Origin of the sequence: Pseudoalteromonas sp. NCCP-2140 (genome assembly GCF_023708065.1) — a bacterium.
GTDB lineage: Bacteria > Pseudomonadota > Gammaproteobacteria > Enterobacterales > Alteromonadaceae > Pseudoalteromonas.
Genome location: NZ_BRCZ01000010.1, coordinates 62,834 through 79,773, shown reverse-complemented (window position 1 = coordinate 79,773; position 16,940 = coordinate 62,834). Strand labels below are relative to the sequence as shown.

The window sequence follows — 16,940 nt, the reverse complement described above, 5'->3', positions numbered from 1 at the left end:
GGGTAAAGCTTTGGCTTTACCCTAAAAATTCCTCATCCCATTGAGTATCTAAAAGCGCTTTCACTTCATCACCCGCTACAGGTTTGCTAAACAGATAACCTTGGAAATATTCACAGCCTAAAGTGCGTAAGAATTGCAATTGCGTGCGGTTTTCAACCCCTTCTGCTACACACTCTTTACCCAAGCTTTTTGCTAGGGTGAGTGTTGAGTTGATAATTGCTTCATCACCTTTATCGACCCCGATGTCGTTGACAAAACTCTTGTCTATTTTCAGCACATCAACCGGAAAACGTTTCAAGTAGGTCAGTGACGCATAGCCTGTACCAAAGTCATCCATGTAAATACGACAGCCTAGGGCTTTGAGTTTTTCCATACTCTGCTGCGCTTTATCTGAATCATGCATCATTACTGATTCGGTGATCTCAAACACTAATGCGCTTGCAGGCACTTTAATTGCACTTATTGATTGATGTATTTTCTCAACCAGATTTTCGCTTTCAAAATCAAGAGCTGAGAGATTAATAGAAATATATAAATCAGGATGCGTGGTACGCCATTGGCGCAGCTCAATCAATGCTCTTGATAGAGTCTGCAGCATAATTTTGGTGATTAGCCCGGAGCTTTCTGCTGCATTTGCAAAGTCTTCTGGTTTATATTCATCATTACTCGGCCAACGTAACAACACTTCAAGCCCCGCCACTTGGCGAGTCTCAGCGCTCACGATTGGCTGATAAAAATTACAAAACTCATGTTCTTGGTAAGCTTTACTTAGCTGTGATTCAAGGTGCAAAGTACGCTGCACTTGTAAATTCATTTCTTGCTTATAGAACTGATAACAGCCTTCGACATGACTTTTCGCGTGGTACAGTGCCACATTGGAGGCTTTTAATAAGGCTTTGGTGTCCTTTGCATCATCAGGATAAACAGCAACACCAACACTCAGGTTCACCTTTACAGCTTGCTGGCTCAATTCAATATGAGTATCGACACAATCCATCACTTTTGCACATAACAGCAGTAACTCATCAAGCTGTTTAAAATCTTCGGCAAGGATCACAAACTCGTCACCATCGAAACGTGCCACGCTATCTTGTGGACGCAACACCTGTTTTAAACGCTTAGCAACACGCTTAATTAATTCATCAGACTCTTCACGCCCAAGCGAATCATTAAAGTGCTTAAAGCGCTTAATATTAACGTTTAATAACGCCACTTTTGTTTGATGGTAATCCGCTTGCTCAATAGCGTGAACGACTCGGTCGTTGAACAAGGTTTTATTTGGCAGCCCCGTCAAAACATCGTAGTTGGCCAGTAGATGCAGCTCGTTTTCAGCCAGCTTTTGCGCGCTAATATCAGTAACTATAATCACATAGCTATCAAGTTGGCGATTATTGCCTGCAACCGCACTTATTTTTATTAATACTTGGCGCTTTTCACCGCCAGCAACTTCAACAACATCTTCGGCTGAAAAGTGCTCACCCGATTCAAGCTTTTGCATAATGCGTAAGTAATGGATACGGGTAGATATAGGCATTCCAAGTGTGAGCGAACGGCTAGAGCGAGGCTCTGCAGGAAAACCAAAGGCATCTTGGAATGACTTATTGGTAGCGCGAATACGCAGATTTTTATCTAAGATAAACACCCAGTCGCGAGTTTGTTCAAATGCCGCACCAAACAAACGGGCATTTTCTTCAAATACCAGCTCTCGGGTCATATTTGTGTAGGTACCAGCTACTTTTTCAGGGGCGCTGTCTTGCCACTCAACCACTTTGCCAAAGTCTTTATACCAACGCCAATTGCCATCAGCATGACGCAGCCTGTAGGTGCAATTGAAATAGCCTTTTTGTGTAGATAAAAACTCTAACCACTCTAACCGGAAAGTTTGTTTATCATGGGGGTGAATCTTTGCTAAATAATCATCTAAATTAACGCTGTCAGTTTCATAGCCTAACTCATTTTTAAGGCGCGGCTGATAAATAATCGGGCTTTGCGAAGACCAATCCCACACTCCAGAATGGCTGCCTTCGAGAGCAAGTTTTAAGCGTGCTTCACTCTCTTTACTTTCTTTATGGGCGGCTAGCAATATTTGTTGCATACGGTTACGTCTAAACACCCATGCAGCAACAAACAGAGCAACCAAAATTACATACAAAACAATAAAGTGAGGTGCACGCCAAGGTGGGTATTTCACTTCGATATTTAAAATTGCCGGCGGCGTTAACTCTCCGGTTAATGGATCTTTTGCCCATACCTTAAGGTGGTATTTTCCTGCACTAAGTTTTGGGAAGAGCACTCGGTTGTTATTGCGGGTATAAGTTTTTTGACCATCACCTAGCTGGTATTCATAAATGATACGTTCTTGATAGTTAAATGCCATCGCCGAAAAGGCAACTTCAAGGCCTATATCATCATGCTCAAGGACGACACTGTCGATTGGCTGCTTTAGCTCAGCGGGTAAATCGCGCGACATCAAATCAAGGTTGGTAATATTTACGTGATCAATTAAAGCTTGCTGATAGTGGTTATCCATAGGGTAAAAATAGGTAAAGCCTTTTAGCGTACCATAGACAATTTGCCCTGACTTAAGCTTAGTAAAAGCTCCGCTATTAAACTCGGTTGAGAATAACCCTTCTGAGCCAGTAAATTGCTGAAAATGTAAATTATCAGGGTTCAGTCGCCAAAGTCCTTTGTGGCTACTCATCCAGATCATACCTGCTTCATCAAGCACCATGTCGTATAACAAAGTACCTAACTTATTCTTCTCAAGGTCGATGGTATAAATATGTTCGTAAGTGCTGGCGTCTAAGCCGATTAGGCCAAAGTTTGAAAGCGATAACCACAACACATTGTTGTTATCTATGATGTAAGACATCACATTCACAGCAACATTTTCATGCTGTTCAGGCACTTTGTAAATCGTCGAGAGCTCGTATGTATCAGGGTCAACTTGATACAGAATACCTGCATTATAAAATAACGGCGCTTTTGGGTTTGACGACAACGCAGGTAAAAATCCGTAGGCTAAAAACGGCTCAAACTCATCAAACTTGCCGCCTAGTCGGGTCACTTTTTGGCTATCGATATTATAAACAAACATGCCGTAATCAGGGTGAACATAGTAAAGGTCCCCCGATGGCATCAACAATATGCCATGCACCCAATCGTTAATTAAAACTTGGTTCTCGGGGTTTGCGGCTTTGACTGGGGTGGCCTGCCCGGTTTTCGGATCAAAGCTTAATATACCGCGATTAGTATGCAGCCATAACTTATCTTTGTAGGGCATGATTTGGTAAATACTGAATTCAGTAGTTATAAGGTCAACCTGATAATCTTTTAAAAACACTTCACTTTCGTAGGTTTCTAAATCAACCGCTGTTAAACCATTATGGGTGGCAAGCCAAAGACGATTTTGAAACTCAGTGATACTCCAAATTGAGTGGTGAGATAGCCCATCGCCTGTTAATGAGTTGGCTGTTACATTGATAAAATTGTAATTGTCGTATGACTGATAAAATGCACCATCATTTTTGGTTGCCAGCCACATTCCACCAGAGCGGTCTTTCACAATATCAATAATGCTGGTGTCAGCTAGTGTGTAACCACTTTCCTTTAGGCGCATATTCTTAGCTAACTCACCCGTTTCAGGGTTATATTCAAATAACCCTTTATCAGTGCCAAGCGTAATAGAGTTAGCCTCAGGAATAATCTTCCAAATATTTAATTCACTGATGAGTGTTTTATTTTTAAAGGCGATGTCTGGGGTATCAAACATTGCTTTTAAATTGCTAATATCAACCTGATAAAGTCCTCTAACAGCCCCCACTAACAATGTTTGTTCATTGATAATAGCGAACGATTTCACATAATTTTGATAAATATGAGTTGGCTCATTTTGCAAATGCTCAAGTTTACGGACTTTTCCTGATGCCAGCTCATAGACATAAGCACCATTACTGGTGCCCATAAAAATATAACCTTGGTACGCGAAAAGCTCTCGAATAACACTGCTTTTAACTCGCTCAGGAATTTCAAAAATAGAGGTGATTTTTTTCGTTTCTAAGTCTAGTTTGGCAAAATCCCAGCCTCGCCCTAGCCAAAGTGTTTTGTCATCAACAGCTACCATGCTAAACACCGACTCAATAAAAATTTGCTCTTCAGTGGTTGGTTTAGCAATAAACTGCTGATAAGTATCGGAAGTGGGATCATAGCGGAATAAACCCGCTTGTAGTGAAGCTATCCAGATATAGCCTTGAGGGTCTTGGTAAATACGGTCAATAATGGCATCTTCAAGCTCACCATTAGGGCCTTTGATATGAACCACCTGATAACCATCGTAGCGATTGAGGCCGCCTTCAGTCGATAACCACAAGTAGCCACTGTTATCGATAAGCATAGTGTTTACATAACTTTGCGATAAGCCTTCACTGGTTGATAAACGTTTTACCTGAGAGATAGCGGGATGGCTAAACAAGCCACAGGTCAAAATAAAAAATAACGCTATACTGGAGAAGAACTTAGTCATTGACGTTCCAAATTGCTAACTTGGCACTGTGTCACGCGTAAAGTGCATCGCAACTACGTTTCGATGCGCATATACCTCAAACAACGATTGCAAAGAATTGGGTAATGTTAATGCATAGTTAAACCCATTTTGTAGATAAAAATCAATCAGATTTTGGTACACGAAGGTAAAAACTGTCCCTTTTTGTGCGGCGGTGACAGCCGCAAGTAATTGTGAGGCAATTTTTTGACCCCGCCATACTTCATCAACATAAAGGGTAGACAAAAATAACAGCCCAGCTTGGTTTTGAACTCGGCAAGCGGCAATTATTTCTGTTTCTTTGTAAGCAACCCATACTTGGTCAGCTTTGCTCGCTCTGCCGCGAGCCTTGTGTTTATCATAAAATTTGTTTACTAACGGCGTTTTAATTGGCTCAAGTAAACAAAATCTAAACGCAGCCATGGTTAGCTCATTAGCGAAAGGTAATGCTCAAATTGCTGCTTAAGAAAAGCTTGCTCAGACATAGGGCGATTATTTATTGCAGTGTAAACACCTTCGCGGGTGTTCTTACCACGCTTTATTTGATAAGCCCAAAAAGACGCTTCGTAATCCAATTGAATTTGATATTTTTGCTCTCGTGGCAATTTACATAGATTGAAACTCATACTTTCTCAGCAATAAATTTTTTGATTTCACAAGTATAACAAAATTAACAGGCTTTAATCCCTTTTATTAGCTTAAAAAGCCCACGGATAAGCTTGATTTTGGAAACACATATCAGTAAATTAACGAGCAATTTATGTACGCAAGGAACGCACGTTGTCGAAGTATCTGAGTCACAGATTTGCCTTATTTTTGCTGTTTTTTTGCTTCTCAAGTAGTGCCAGCACTAATTTATTGATCTTTAATCGCCCCGCCGATACACCACAAGCTCGCTATGTTATTGATTTAATGAAAATGGCATACAAAGAAATTGGCTATGAGATCCATATTATCGACTTTAATCATCAAAATGCCTTGGTTGCCGCGAATCAAGGTGTGCTCGATGGGCAACTAGGCCGCATTGCCAATGTTAAAGATGATTACCCTAATTTATTGAAAGTAGACTATCCGCTTTTTGATTTTAATCTAGTGCTACTGAAAAACTGCCGACAATGCCAATATGAAGATCTTAAATCGTTAGCAATTCAGTCAAGCTACCCGGCGGCCCAGAGTTATATCGATAACCATCCATTTGATGGTGATGTAATCAAGGTCAGAAATGTCACCGCGCAGCTTAATTTACTCACGCAAAACCGTGTTGAAGGGACAATATTACTAGACTTTTTATTGTCGACTAAGCATCCGGGGTTTGACCAAACGGCCTTCCATAAACAGATTTTAATGCCGATGCAGAGCTTTCACTTTGTGCATAAACGGCATAAAGCGATAATTCCACAACTGACTAAAGTACTTAAAAAGCTTGATGAAAACGGCACGGTGCAATTTTTAAAATCGAAATACAACCTCAGTAAATTTTAAAAATCAAAACCGCCTTGCTCAGGATTTTTTTGTTGCAGCTCTGCCTGCTGTTTTTTCTGAAGGAAACGTTTATAGCGCTGTTGGCATAAGCTAATGACTTTACGTTTTTCTGCATTGGTAAACTTATTCCAATTAAAACGCTCATCACGACTACGGTAGCAACCTTTACAATAGCCTCGGTTATTAACTTGGCATATTCCTTTGCAAGGGCTTGGAATTTCAAATATTTCAATCTGTTGCATCACAAATGCCGGTTAATAAGTAATATTAAAAGTATAGCCTGAAAATTAACCATAAAAAAAGCCACTTTATAAAGTGGCTTCTTAAACTATCTGTTTCGCTTACTCAGATTCGCTTGTGGCAAGTTCTGCTTTACGATGAAAAGGTTTAGCATACATAGCTAATACCAAAGGTTTTAGCTCCTCTGGCACTTTTGCTAGTCGCTCGTTAAATGCAGCAGCATCTTTTTCGTCAATCACAGCTTGCGTACAACCACCCGCTATGTAGTTACCAGGGTGTAAGAAAAACGAATCAACAATTTGCTGATCAATGGTTTTTGCCAGCTCTTCAGGTGATTCGCAGCCCGATTCAATTGGTTCGCCAAACGCTAAATGTACATGCCCTTTAGCTGTACTAAAGCCTTCAACAATACTAGCAATATCTTCACCTTGCTGTTTCACATACTGACCATGTTGCTGTTTATGATAAAGCTCTTTCGCTTTAGCAATCGCGCATGGCTCGTATTGATAAGAGATAGACACTGGCACAATTTTTAATTCGCGTACGTACTCAGCAAATTCTTTTTTCTGCTTACGACCTTGTAACTGCAACATTTTAAGTAAGGCAGGATCTGTTTGATCAAAACCGTCTTTTGCTCGGCCTTCTTTTTGCGCTATCCAAATTGAGTGGCCTTCAGCAAGTGAGTCATAGATATAAGCAGACAGCTGCGACAACGCTTTTAACATCTCTTTCGGAGCTTTCGCTGAGCGCTTTACAATAAAGCTTTTGTTTAAACGCATTAACTCAGTGATATAAGGAATTTGCAGTAAGTTATCACCAATTGCGATGCGAACTGTCGGCATGTTGTGCTTGAACAAGCCCCAATTCACCAACGCAGGATCAAGCACGATATCGCGGTGATTAGAGATAAATAAGTAAGCTTGTTTTGGGTCTAGTTTATCGATGCCCGAAAACGTCACTTCTGAAGTCGTACGGGTGATTAGTTTATTTAAATAATCAGCCACTTCATGCTGAACTTGCTCAACCGATGCGGTGTTGCCCCACTTTTTACGCAGCTGACTGCGCACTAATGGGCGAGTAATAAATGGGAAGTTCGATAAAAAGCGCGGTAGGTTATACTTAGCGATTACATCTACAAAGGCATTATCAGCAATCAAACGCGCTACTGAATCAGCTACTTCATCATCATTGTAAGGTCTTATGTCGGCGTATTTATCCACACTCTCACTCATTAAAAACTACTTAAGTTAAAAAACGGCACGCAGAGCGTGCCGTTAAAAATAATTAGCGGATTATAACTCAGGCAATTTTAAATGCGAACCGAGACGCGATAGTTAACCAAATTAAATGCCAATTAATGTAGAAAATATATATCTATAACAAATAATTAAGCAATGCTCTTACCAGTTTGCGACGCCTTTTTTAATACCATTTTTAGCAGTAATCTAAGCATTAAAATTGCCAACACAATACCTGCCCCAAGGCTTAACCAATGTGGTAGAACTTCATGCTCTTCGCCCATCATCGGCGCCACCACAAAACCATATTGCGCCACTAAATAATCGGTTAAAAAGCCAAATGCCAGCGCCGTGCCAATCACCCCTATTAAGTAGGCAAATACCGCACGTTTGCCTAGCTCTTTTCCAACCACACCAAGCGTTGCAATGTTGGTTGCCGGCCCTGCCAACATAAACACCAACACCGCCCCCGGAGACACACCACTGAGTAATAAGCCTGCTGCGATAGGTGTCGATGCAGTAGCACAAATATACATAGGAATACTGATTAAAATAACCACCAGCATTGCAAGGATGCCATCACCCCATTGGCTTAAATAAGATTCTGGTACATAAGTTTGAACTAGAGCAGCAAAAAATAAACCGATCATTAGCCAAATCATGGTGTCTTCAAGCAGCTTGTTACAACTAAAGCTCACTGCACGTTTCAGTTTGCTAAAACGGCTTTCAACGGCTTTAGTTGACTGCTCAGTGCTGCAACAGCTTTTCTGCGAAGGTGCTGCTTTTTCAGTTGCGCAACTGTGTTGCGGCTCCTGTGTTGGTTCCGATTCCTTGCTACTACAACAACTTGTTGTTTTAGCAGGCTCAAGTTCTTGAGGTGATTGCTTACTACAACAACTTTGTGCGGGCTTAGTAGATGCCTCTTTACTACAACAACTCGCTGTAGTCACAGGCTCAGGCTGTTTACTGCTACAACAAGATGTTGATTCTGAGTCTTTTTCATCTGATGCTGTATTTTGATGCTGATGAAGTTCACTGTCTTTCCCCACTAAGACACCGGCCACAATGGCACTACACACGGCGGCAATTGGACGTATTACCGCCATAAATGGACCTAGTAACACATAAGAAACCGAAACCGAATCAACCCCAGTTTCAGGGGTTGAAACTAAAAATGCTGTGGTAGCACTTTTTGACGCTCCAGCCCTTCTTAAACCAATGGCCGCAGGGATCACACCACATGAGCACAAGGGCATTGGGGCACCAATAAAGGCTGCTTTAACTGTGGTCCATAATCCTTCTTTGCCTAAATGCCGGTTAAGAAAGTTAGCAGGCAAATACACATTGAGAAGACCTGCTATGAATAAGCCCAGCATTAACCAAGGCGCTGAGAGTAAAAACAGATGCCAAAAATTATTGAGTAAGTCCATCGATATCCTCCAGCGTCGTTAGTATTGAGCAGTTTTCAGCAGGTTCTTCTCCGCCACAGCATTTATCTGCTAATAATGATAGTGAGTCATAAAAGCGAGTAAGCTCTGCAATTCGTTGTGCAACGAGATCACGTTTTTGTAACGTCATCTCTTTAACTTCATGACAAGAATGCTGATCTTTATGAAACTTAATTTGCAGTAGCTCTTTGATCTCAGCCAGACTAAAGCCAACATTCTTTGCTCTGAGAATAAACGCCATTTGCTTATAGTCATTCTCAGAATAAAAACGATATCCCACGTCTGAACGCGAACTAGGCGTTAACAAACCATGCTTTTCGTAGTACCGTAGCGTATCTGTTGAGACACCCAACTGACGGGCAAACTCACCTATTTTCATCACCGTCTCCATTGTGAAGCGTTTATTTATTATGCTCACTATAAACCTTGGAGTACACCCCAAGGTCAAGCAATAAATTAAAAAAGGAAAGCACATGAATATTACTGTCCTTGATGCAGCGACATTAGCCAACACTTCGTTAGATGCCTTAGCGCAATTAGGTAAGTTAACCTGTTACGATTTAACCGCTCAAGAACAGGTTGTTGAGCGCTGCCAAGATGCCGATATCGTTATCAGTAATAAAGTGGTGATTGATCATAACGCCATGAGCAAATTACCTAATTTAAAATTAATATGCGTTGCAGCGACAGGGACTAACAATATTGATTTGGTAGCAGCCAAAGAGCATGGCATCGCAGTGACCAATGTCGCAGGTTATTCAACACTGAGTGTGGTGCAGCATACCTTTACTCTCATCACTAATTTACTGGGCAATACTCACAGATACATTAATGATTGCCAGCAAGGCTTATGGCAGCAAAGCCCTATGTTTTGTCGTTTAGATTACAGCTTTAATGAAATTGCCGGTAAAACACTGGCTATTGTTGGCTATGGTTCACTGGGTAAAGCCGTTGCCGATGTAGCACGCGCCTTTGGTGCCAATGTCATCATTAGTGAACGAAAAGGCCAAACGCCTCGTGAAGGTCGTGTTAGTTTCAATGATGCCCTAACCACAGCCGATATCATTAGTGTTCACTGCCCGCTTACTGATGAAACGCGCAACCAAATCGCTGCGGCAGAATTAAGCATGATGAAACCGTCAGCTATCATCATTAATACTGCTCGTGGTGGGATCATCAATGAAGCCGATTTAGCTGACGCATTAGCTAATAATGTTATTGCTGGAGCCGGTGTTGATGTACTTAGTAAAGAACCCGCAGAGCAAGAAAACCCGCTGGCACTATACAAAGGTAAAAATTTATTACTTACTCCACATATCGCATGGGCCAGCCAAGAATCTATCGTGCGCCTAGTTAACGAAATTGCATTAAATATCCAGGCATTTAATCAAGGCGAAGCACGTAATAGGTTGGTCTAAACCGCAACTTATTAGTCAATAGAGCTAAGTAGTTAGCAATTTATTACTTAGCTCATTGACTAAAAACAACATAAACAATTGATTTAGTTGCAATTTATAAGTTTGGCAAGCAGTTTGCTATTAAGTGAATAACTATAAAACAATTTCTTCGGGATAAAATAACATGAAAAAAGCACTTCTAATTGCCGCGCTAACTGCACCATTTTTAACTGGTTGTGTCATTGCTGTTTCTGACGGCGAAGCCGACACACATTGGGCTGGTAACTCTTCTAGCTGGCAGCAACAGCATAAAAATAACCGTGAAGTGATTTCTAATCTTGCATTAGATACGAGCTACCAAACTGTATTAAACAAACTAAATACACCTAACTTTACCGAGTTATTAAAGCAAGGTGATGATGTTTACCAAGTATTATTCTATGCAACGCATAGTATTCACTCTGATGGCAAGATGACTAAAGACGAGTGTACGCCACTCGTATTTAAAAATGATAAGTTAATTGGCGTAGGTGATACGATTTATAAATCACTTAGCAATGGTTAATAAATAATTTGAAACGAGTGAGTAGGCTTTGCCTACTCATGTTCATTTACTGCGATCATTCTCGATACTATCTGATCTCGTCCGGCGTCTTTAGCCTGATAAAGACCTAAATCAGCTTCTTCAAGTAAGGCTTGTTCTGCATAAACCTGACCATTTTCTGTGGTCGCAATACCAATACTAATTGTGACATGGTCGGCATTTAGCGACGCTTTGTGTGGGATGTTTAAATCATTCACCGCATTGCGCAGCTTATTTGCAAACGACATAGCCTCTTTAGCTGAAGTATTGGGTAACACCGCAGCAAACTCTTCACCACCATAACGAGCAACAAAGTCACTGCCTCGTTCACACGCCCCAACTAAGGCATGAGCAATTTGTTTTAAGCAATCATCACCTGCTCGGTGACCATAGCAATCGTTGTAACGTTTGAAGTGATCAACATCCATCAATAACACAGATAACGGGGTTTGATCTCGACGGCAACGACGCCACTCTCGCGCTAAATTTTCATCCAAATAACGTCGGTTTGGGATCTCGGTTAGGCCATCAATTGAGGCGAGCATTTCGAGTAAGTCATTTTTTTGTTTGATCAGCAGCTGATTACGCACTCGAGCACGCACAATAGCAGCACTAAATGGTTTAGTGATGTAGTCCATCGCGCCTAATTCAAGGCCCTTCGCTTCGTCATCATGGCTGGTATTGGCAGAAATGAATATTACAGGCAACATACTGGTGGTTGCGCTTTCTTTTAGCTTAGAAAGCACTTCGTAGCCGTCAATGCCGGGCATTACAATATCCAAGATCAACAAATCAACAGTTTGCGTTTTTAAAAACGTTAGTGCTTTTTCGCCACTCTCAACACAAAAAACATCATAGTCTTGCTGCAATGTTTTCTCTAATACCAAGCGGTTTAACGGATCGTCATCAACAATCAGTACCTTGGCTCTTTTCAACATCAGTAGATCCTTGTTCGATGATAAATGCGATGACCTGTTTTATTTGCCACTGCAATTCATCATTTAATTGTTCGGGCAGTTCGCCATCTGCTTTAAGCTTAGCTTCACATTGCTGAGCGCACGCTGACAATCGCTTAAAACCGAGATTTCCGGCTGACCCTTTTACATTATGAACCACACGGACCAACTCATCGGTAGTTTTTAATGTAGAGATTTGTAATAACTGCTCTGCTGCCATAGTCGCAAACTTCGACAACATAGTTAATACTAACTTAGTATTGTTTGCAAACTGAGACAGTATAAAAGCTTGATCAAAAAAGACTTCTTTTGTGTTATCAAGTTCACTCATTGCTAAAAACAACTTACTAGCAACAATCGGTTTAGTTAAATGCTTATTCATGCCCGCCGCGATTGAATGCTCAATATCTTCGCTTTCACTGTGTGCAGTGAGTGCGTAAATCGGCATTTGCTCTTTGGTGAATGACTGACGAATAATACGCGTTGCCTGACAACCATCCATTTCTGGCATCTGAATATCCATAAAAATGAGATCGGGCCTTAAGCTATTTGCCAGCTCAATGCCTTTTTCACCACTATGTGCACACACAACGGTGACATCAATTTGCTCTAAAATGCTCTTAATAATGCTTAAATTAAGCGGGTTATCATCAACAGCCAGCACTAACATGCCAGATAAATCAGTACTAGAAGGCAATGAAACCAGCTCTTTTTTCACAGGCTCCGCGGCTTTATCTAGCTGTAAGCAAAAGCAAAACTCACTGCCTTTACCTTTTTCGCTTTCCAGCTTAATTTCGCCTCCCATTAGCGCAACTTCGTACTTAACAATCGCTAAGCCTAAGCCAACTCCCTGATGAGAGCGCGTTAATGATTCATCACCTTGAGTAAATGCATCAAATAAGCGGCTTTGATCTGCCTTGCTAATACCAATACCGGTGTCTTTAACAGTAAAACAAATGAGTTGCTGATCAGCTGACTCTTCTACCAACATTAAGTTTAATGTCACTGTGCCTAGCTCGGTGAATTTGGCTGCGTTTGTCAGTAAATTAGCTAATACCTGCTGCAAGCAAATCTGATCACCCATCAAGTTATCGCTAATGCTTTTATCGCATTCGACTTTAAACTCGATATCTTTATTTGCGCATAAAGGGGCTGTTATTCCCTGACAGTAGTCGATTAAGTCAGGCACACTAAAAGGGGCTTTATTAAGTTGTACTTGCGAGCTTTCAGCGCGGGCAAAATCGAGCATACGATTCAATAAAGTAAGCAAGCTATTGGCTGCTGATTTTGCTTGTTCGGCATGATTACGCTGCGGCTGTGTTAAACCTTGCAATGCAATCACGTCAATTAAGCCTAGTACAGCATTGAGTGGTGTGCGTATTTCATGACTAAGGTTTGCAATGAAGCGGCTCTTAGCTAATGTGGCCCGCTCTGCGTCATCTTTTGCTTTTACTAAATCCGTCACATCCTGTACATGAACAACATAGTAATCAGGTGTTTGCTCAGCATTCCAAACTAATGACACACTAATTTGTAGCCAGCGCTGTAGTTCTTGCTGCTCAAGACTAAAGTGATAAACTTTTTTCTTCTCATGCAACAGCTCTGTCAGAGTATTTTTTAACGTCTGATAAGACGCCTCAGCAAATAAGTCTATTAATTTGAGCTCATTGGCGTTTTCAATTGCAAAGATTTTACGTGCCGCTTTATTTGCTTGCAGCACCTGATCGTCAAGCGATACCAAAAGCACCCCATTTGCAGCATACTCCATGGCGCTACGTAATTTTGCTTCGGAGCTTTGTAATGCATTGAGCGCATTATGCTGCTCGGTAATATCACGACCAATCGCCATGGTGCCGAGAAATTGCTGATGCTCGTTATAAAATGGCACGATGCTAAACAGATAACTGTTATCTTCTGTGGTCAATCTTTTTTGATAAGCTTGGCGGTCTTTGAGTACTTGCTTTTCAAGCTCGTTTAACTCGCCATTATCATCGCTAATATCACATAATTGCTGCCCAACTAACTTCTCTTGTGGCAAGCCGATATAGCGCTCATACGCCTTATTACAGCCTAAAAATGAACCATCAATATTCTTAAAATAAATTAGATCCGGTACGTTATTGAGCATGGTATTTAATAGCGCTAAGTGACGCTCTTTCGCATCAATACTACGGCGTAATTGTTTTGATTTTACCTGTACTTGCGAATCAAGCGCTTTATTTGCCTCTTGTAACGACTGAACGAGCTCTTCATTACGGCTAAACACCTTTTTCACACGGCTGAACCAAGGCTGCCAATCAACAGGAATACGATAATGAACTAACGCTTGTTTGCCTTCATCATGCTGCTCAAGATAATTCATTAAGTGTGTCATAGGTTTTACAAAAATACGCTGACTCAACCAAAAAACAGCGCTGAACATCATCACTAAAAACACACTCAAAAATGCGAATTCTAAAAAAATGTCGTAGCCTACCGGTTCACTCAGGGCTTGCTTTGATTCATAGAAACGAGTGTAAATAGGTAAGTTTGTTGCTTCTTGTACTAAATAACTGTGGTTATTTTTGCGCATATCTACAGCGACATTCGGCCAATGTTCGCTAGCACTGACGGCAGTGTTAAGTGCTGTTTTTGAGCTGGCAATAACTTGGTTATCTTGGTTGATAAAAATATACTCACCATAGTTAGGCGATATTTTTTTTAACCAGTTAGAAATTGCTTTAAGGTCATAAATCAACACGATGTAATCACGACTATTGGCAGCACGTTGCTTGCCAATAGCAAAGTAGGCATGACCATTAATCGTCAATACAGAGCTCGAAGCAAGTTTGTTGCTATTTATTGATAAAGGTCGAAATTTGTTATCTAACACGCTGGTCAGAAATTCACTTTTTGCTGTGCTACGGCGCTTAATATATACAAAGCCTTGCTCATTAACATAAGCAACCGCCTCTAAAGATTGAATAAGCGACAGCGTGGTATTAAAAGACGGGCCGAGGGCAATAACTCGTCGCCATTGATTAATTGCATAAGCGGTTGAGGCAAACTTTCCTTGCCCGACAACCTCCCCCACTCCATCACCAACACTTTGGTAATAATAGTGATCAAACTGGTTCACATTGCGTGCCCAACTAGGATCAAAATCATAAGAAAGTGGCTGCTCGTAAAGCTTGAACATGGTGTCTATAAGGCCATCTGCGGCACTCATAGCATGGCTAAGCTGAGCTGATATATTATCAAAACCGTTTTGCCTGCTTTCTATCGCCCGCTCAAGTTTTAAATTATATAGGTGTAAACACAAAAAAAACGCCACCAGCAGTGGCACAATAAGTGCCACTGCCAAAGAGCGATAGTAATGCTTTAACGGTAAAAAATTCACTGGCTTATAAGTACCTTACCTCGATAACAGCTAGGTTAACGAGGCATAGGAATACTGGCAAGTTATAAATTTTCTTCAGCAAAGCTGGCTAAGCGGCTACGTACCACACCGTTTAAGTTAACAGTGGCACTGCCCTGAAAATCTTTAAAACGTTCAACAATATAAGTTAAGCCTGAGGTAACTGGCGTGAGGTAATTACTATCAATTTGCGCTAGGTTACCTGAGCAAATGAGTTTAGTGCCTTCGCCGCAGCGAGTAATAATGGTCTTCAGTTGTGAAGCAGTTAAGTTTTGACTTTCATCCAAAATAACAACCGCGTTTTGAATACTACGACCACGCATAAAGTTTACCGATTTAAACTGTACGTTGGCTTTTTCCATAATGTAATTACGGCTTGAAATTGGATTCTCATCTCCTTTATGCAGCACTTCTAACGTATCGGTAATAGCAGCTAACCAAGGCGCCATTTTCTCTTCTTCAGTACCCGGTAAAAAGCCTATCGATTCAGCAATTTCTGGGGTATTACGAGTGACAATCACTTTATCGTAAATGCCTTTTTCAATAATCATTTCGAGGGCACTGGCAAGAGCGAGTAAGGTTTTACCACAGCCTGCCGGGCCAGTTAAAATCACCAATTCAATACTTGGGTCAAGTAGCGCATCAAGTGCCATCCCTTGATAAACATTTTTTGGCTTAACGCCCCAAGCAGTATGGCTCATCAAGCGCTCAACACTGATATCCTTTAAAGTAATTTGTTTATCATCGTAGCTTGTTACTCGGGCTGCAAAGTGGTCGCTTTCATCTAAAATATATTCATTACAGAATACATCGCTAATCGTGCTCTTTGCCACATGATGATAGGTATCTCGGCCTTGCTGCTCTGTTTCGCATTCTCCAACCTGTTGCCAAAAATCACCTTCAATTTTTTTATAGCCGCTAGTAAGCAAAGCAATGTCGTCAATTAATTGGTCTGTTCTGTAATCTTCAACAAATTTAAGGCCTGCCCCTTTCGCTTTGAGGCGCATATTTATGTCTTTAGTGACAAGCACCACCTTGCTATCGCTGTGTTGCTTCTGTAAATGAACAGCACAATTGATGATGCGGTGGTCGTTTTCGTTGCCAGGTAAACCCGAAATACTGTCTGCAAATAAATGGTCATTAACGATAATTAAGCGGCCACGAGATTCTGTTTTAGCCTTTTTGTTACTAGGGAGCGCGACACCCTGCAACATTTGCTCTGGCGAAGCGTCCTTTAGCACTTCATCTAAACCACGAATAGCAACACGGGCGTCACGGCTAACGTCATGTTTCCTGTCTTTAATGTGGTCGAGCTCTTCTAATACTGTCATCGGGATAACAACATCATGTTCTTGGAAAGATAAATAAGCGAGGGGTTCGTGGAGTAATACATTGGTATCGAGCACATACATTTTACTATCAAGGTTCGAAGCTTTTTCCATAGCACTTTCCTTACGTTTTATGATTTTTATGCTATACCCAATAAACTAAACAAGCGGCGGATGAAGCTATGGTTTATTCGTCAGGTATATACTCAGTTTAGTCTATTTACGACAAAAGTCCTTTTTATGACAAACAAATATACAATTATTTAACTGGTTAAAATACATACAATTTTTACCGTTAATAATGGCTTAAAAAGGTTGACTAAATTTAATT

General features: G+C 41.0%; 13 protein-coding genes. 3 read left to right on the top strand and 10 right to left on the bottom strand.

Translation table 11 applies throughout. From position 1 onward, the window contains the following. Positions 1 to 16 precede the first annotated feature (16 nt). The 3 genes from NFU46_RS16795 to NFU46_RS16785 are packed head-to-tail and all read right to left on the bottom strand — an operon-like array spanning position 17 to position 5,166. Positions 17 to 4,522, bottom strand: a complete 4,506-nt coding sequence (locus NFU46_RS16795; protein ID WP_251603460.1) for an EAL domain-containing protein — start codon at positions 4,520 to 4,522, stop codon at positions 17 to 19. Between the two features lie 15 nt (positions 4,523 to 4,537). Then, positions 4,538 to 4,963, bottom strand: a complete 426-nt coding sequence (locus NFU46_RS16790) for a GNAT family N-acetyltransferase (RefSeq protein WP_054562753.1) — start codon at positions 4,961 to 4,963, stop codon at positions 4,538 to 4,540. 2 nt (positions 4,964 to 4,965) lie between these two features. After that, positions 4,966 to 5,166 (bottom strand): DUF3283 family protein, encoded by a 201-nt coding sequence (locus NFU46_RS16785; RefSeq protein WP_036966037.1) that lies wholly within the window; start codon positions 5,164 to 5,166, stop codon positions 4,966 to 4,968. A 154-nt stretch (positions 5,167 to 5,320) separates the two neighbouring features. Here NFU46_RS16785 and NFU46_RS16780 point away from each other — a divergent pair, with 154 nt between their 5' ends. Beyond that, positions 5,321 to 6,022 (top strand): transporter substrate-binding domain-containing protein, encoded by a 702-nt coding sequence (locus NFU46_RS16780; protein WP_251603458.1) that lies wholly within the window; start codon positions 5,321 to 5,323, stop codon positions 6,020 to 6,022. Here NFU46_RS16780 and NFU46_RS16775 read toward each other — a convergent pair. From NFU46_RS16775 to zntR, 4 genes are all read right to left on the bottom strand, one after another. Next, positions 6,019 to 6,264, bottom strand: a complete 246-nt coding sequence (locus tag NFU46_RS16775; protein WP_251603456.1) for a DUF1289 domain-containing protein — start codon at positions 6,262 to 6,264, stop codon at positions 6,019 to 6,021. The two genes, NFU46_RS16780 and NFU46_RS16775, sit on opposite strands and share 4 nt — an antisense overlap. A gap of 99 nt (positions 6,265 to 6,363) precedes the next feature. After that, positions 6,364 to 7,494, bottom strand: a complete 1,131-nt coding sequence (locus NFU46_RS16770) for a 1-acyl-sn-glycerol-3-phosphate acyltransferase (protein ID WP_054562756.1) — start codon at positions 7,492 to 7,494, stop codon at positions 6,364 to 6,366. Between the two features lie 155 nt (positions 7,495 to 7,649). Next, a complete protein-coding gene (locus NFU46_RS16765) occupies positions 7,650 to 8,930 on the bottom strand; it encodes an SO_0444 family Cu/Zn efflux transporter (protein ID WP_251603453.1) in 1,281 nt (426 codons plus the stop codon). Further along, on the bottom strand, positions 8,914 to 9,327 hold the full coding sequence (gene zntR / locus NFU46_RS16760) for a Zn(2+)-responsive transcriptional regulator (RefSeq protein WP_082874003.1): 414 nt from the start codon (positions 9,325 to 9,327) through the stop codon (positions 8,914 to 8,916). The genes NFU46_RS16765 and zntR overlap by 17 nt, the downstream gene beginning before the upstream one ends. Positions 9,328 to 9,421: 94 nt before the next feature. Here zntR and NFU46_RS16755 point away from each other — a divergent pair, with 94 nt between their 5' ends. Together NFU46_RS16755 and NFU46_RS16750 are read left to right on the top strand one after the other, a co-directional pair. After that, entirely contained in the window at positions 9,422 to 10,366 is a 945-nt protein-coding gene (locus tag NFU46_RS16755; RefSeq protein WP_251603451.1) for a D-2-hydroxyacid dehydrogenase, read from the top strand. A 163-nt stretch (positions 10,367 to 10,529) separates the two neighbouring features. Continuing rightward, positions 10,530 to 10,910 carry a DUF3192 domain-containing protein gene (locus NFU46_RS16750; protein ID WP_175082567.1) on the top strand — a complete coding sequence of 127 codons (381 nt, stop codon included), beginning with the start codon at positions 10,530 to 10,532 and terminating at the stop codon, positions 10,908 to 10,910. Positions 10,911 to 10,942: 32 nt separating this feature from the next. Here the strand turns inward: NFU46_RS16750 and NFU46_RS16745 are convergent, their stop codons facing one another. From NFU46_RS16745 to NFU46_RS16735, 3 genes are all read right to left on the bottom strand, one after another. Beyond that, positions 10,943 to 11,866, bottom strand: a complete 924-nt coding sequence (locus tag NFU46_RS16745; RefSeq protein ID WP_251603448.1) for a diguanylate cyclase — start codon at positions 11,864 to 11,866, stop codon at positions 10,943 to 10,945. Then, positions 11,835 to 15,263, bottom strand: a complete 3,429-nt coding sequence (locus tag NFU46_RS16740; protein WP_251603444.1) for a response regulator — start codon at positions 15,261 to 15,263, stop codon at positions 11,835 to 11,837. The genes NFU46_RS16745 and NFU46_RS16740 overlap by 32 nt, the downstream gene beginning before the upstream one ends. A 62-nt stretch (positions 15,264 to 15,325) precedes the next feature. Beyond that, a complete protein-coding gene (locus NFU46_RS16735; RefSeq protein ID WP_175078662.1) occupies positions 15,326 to 16,723 on the bottom strand; it encodes a PhoH family protein in 1,398 nt (465 codons plus the stop codon). Positions 16,724 to 16,940 lie beyond the last annotated feature (217 nt).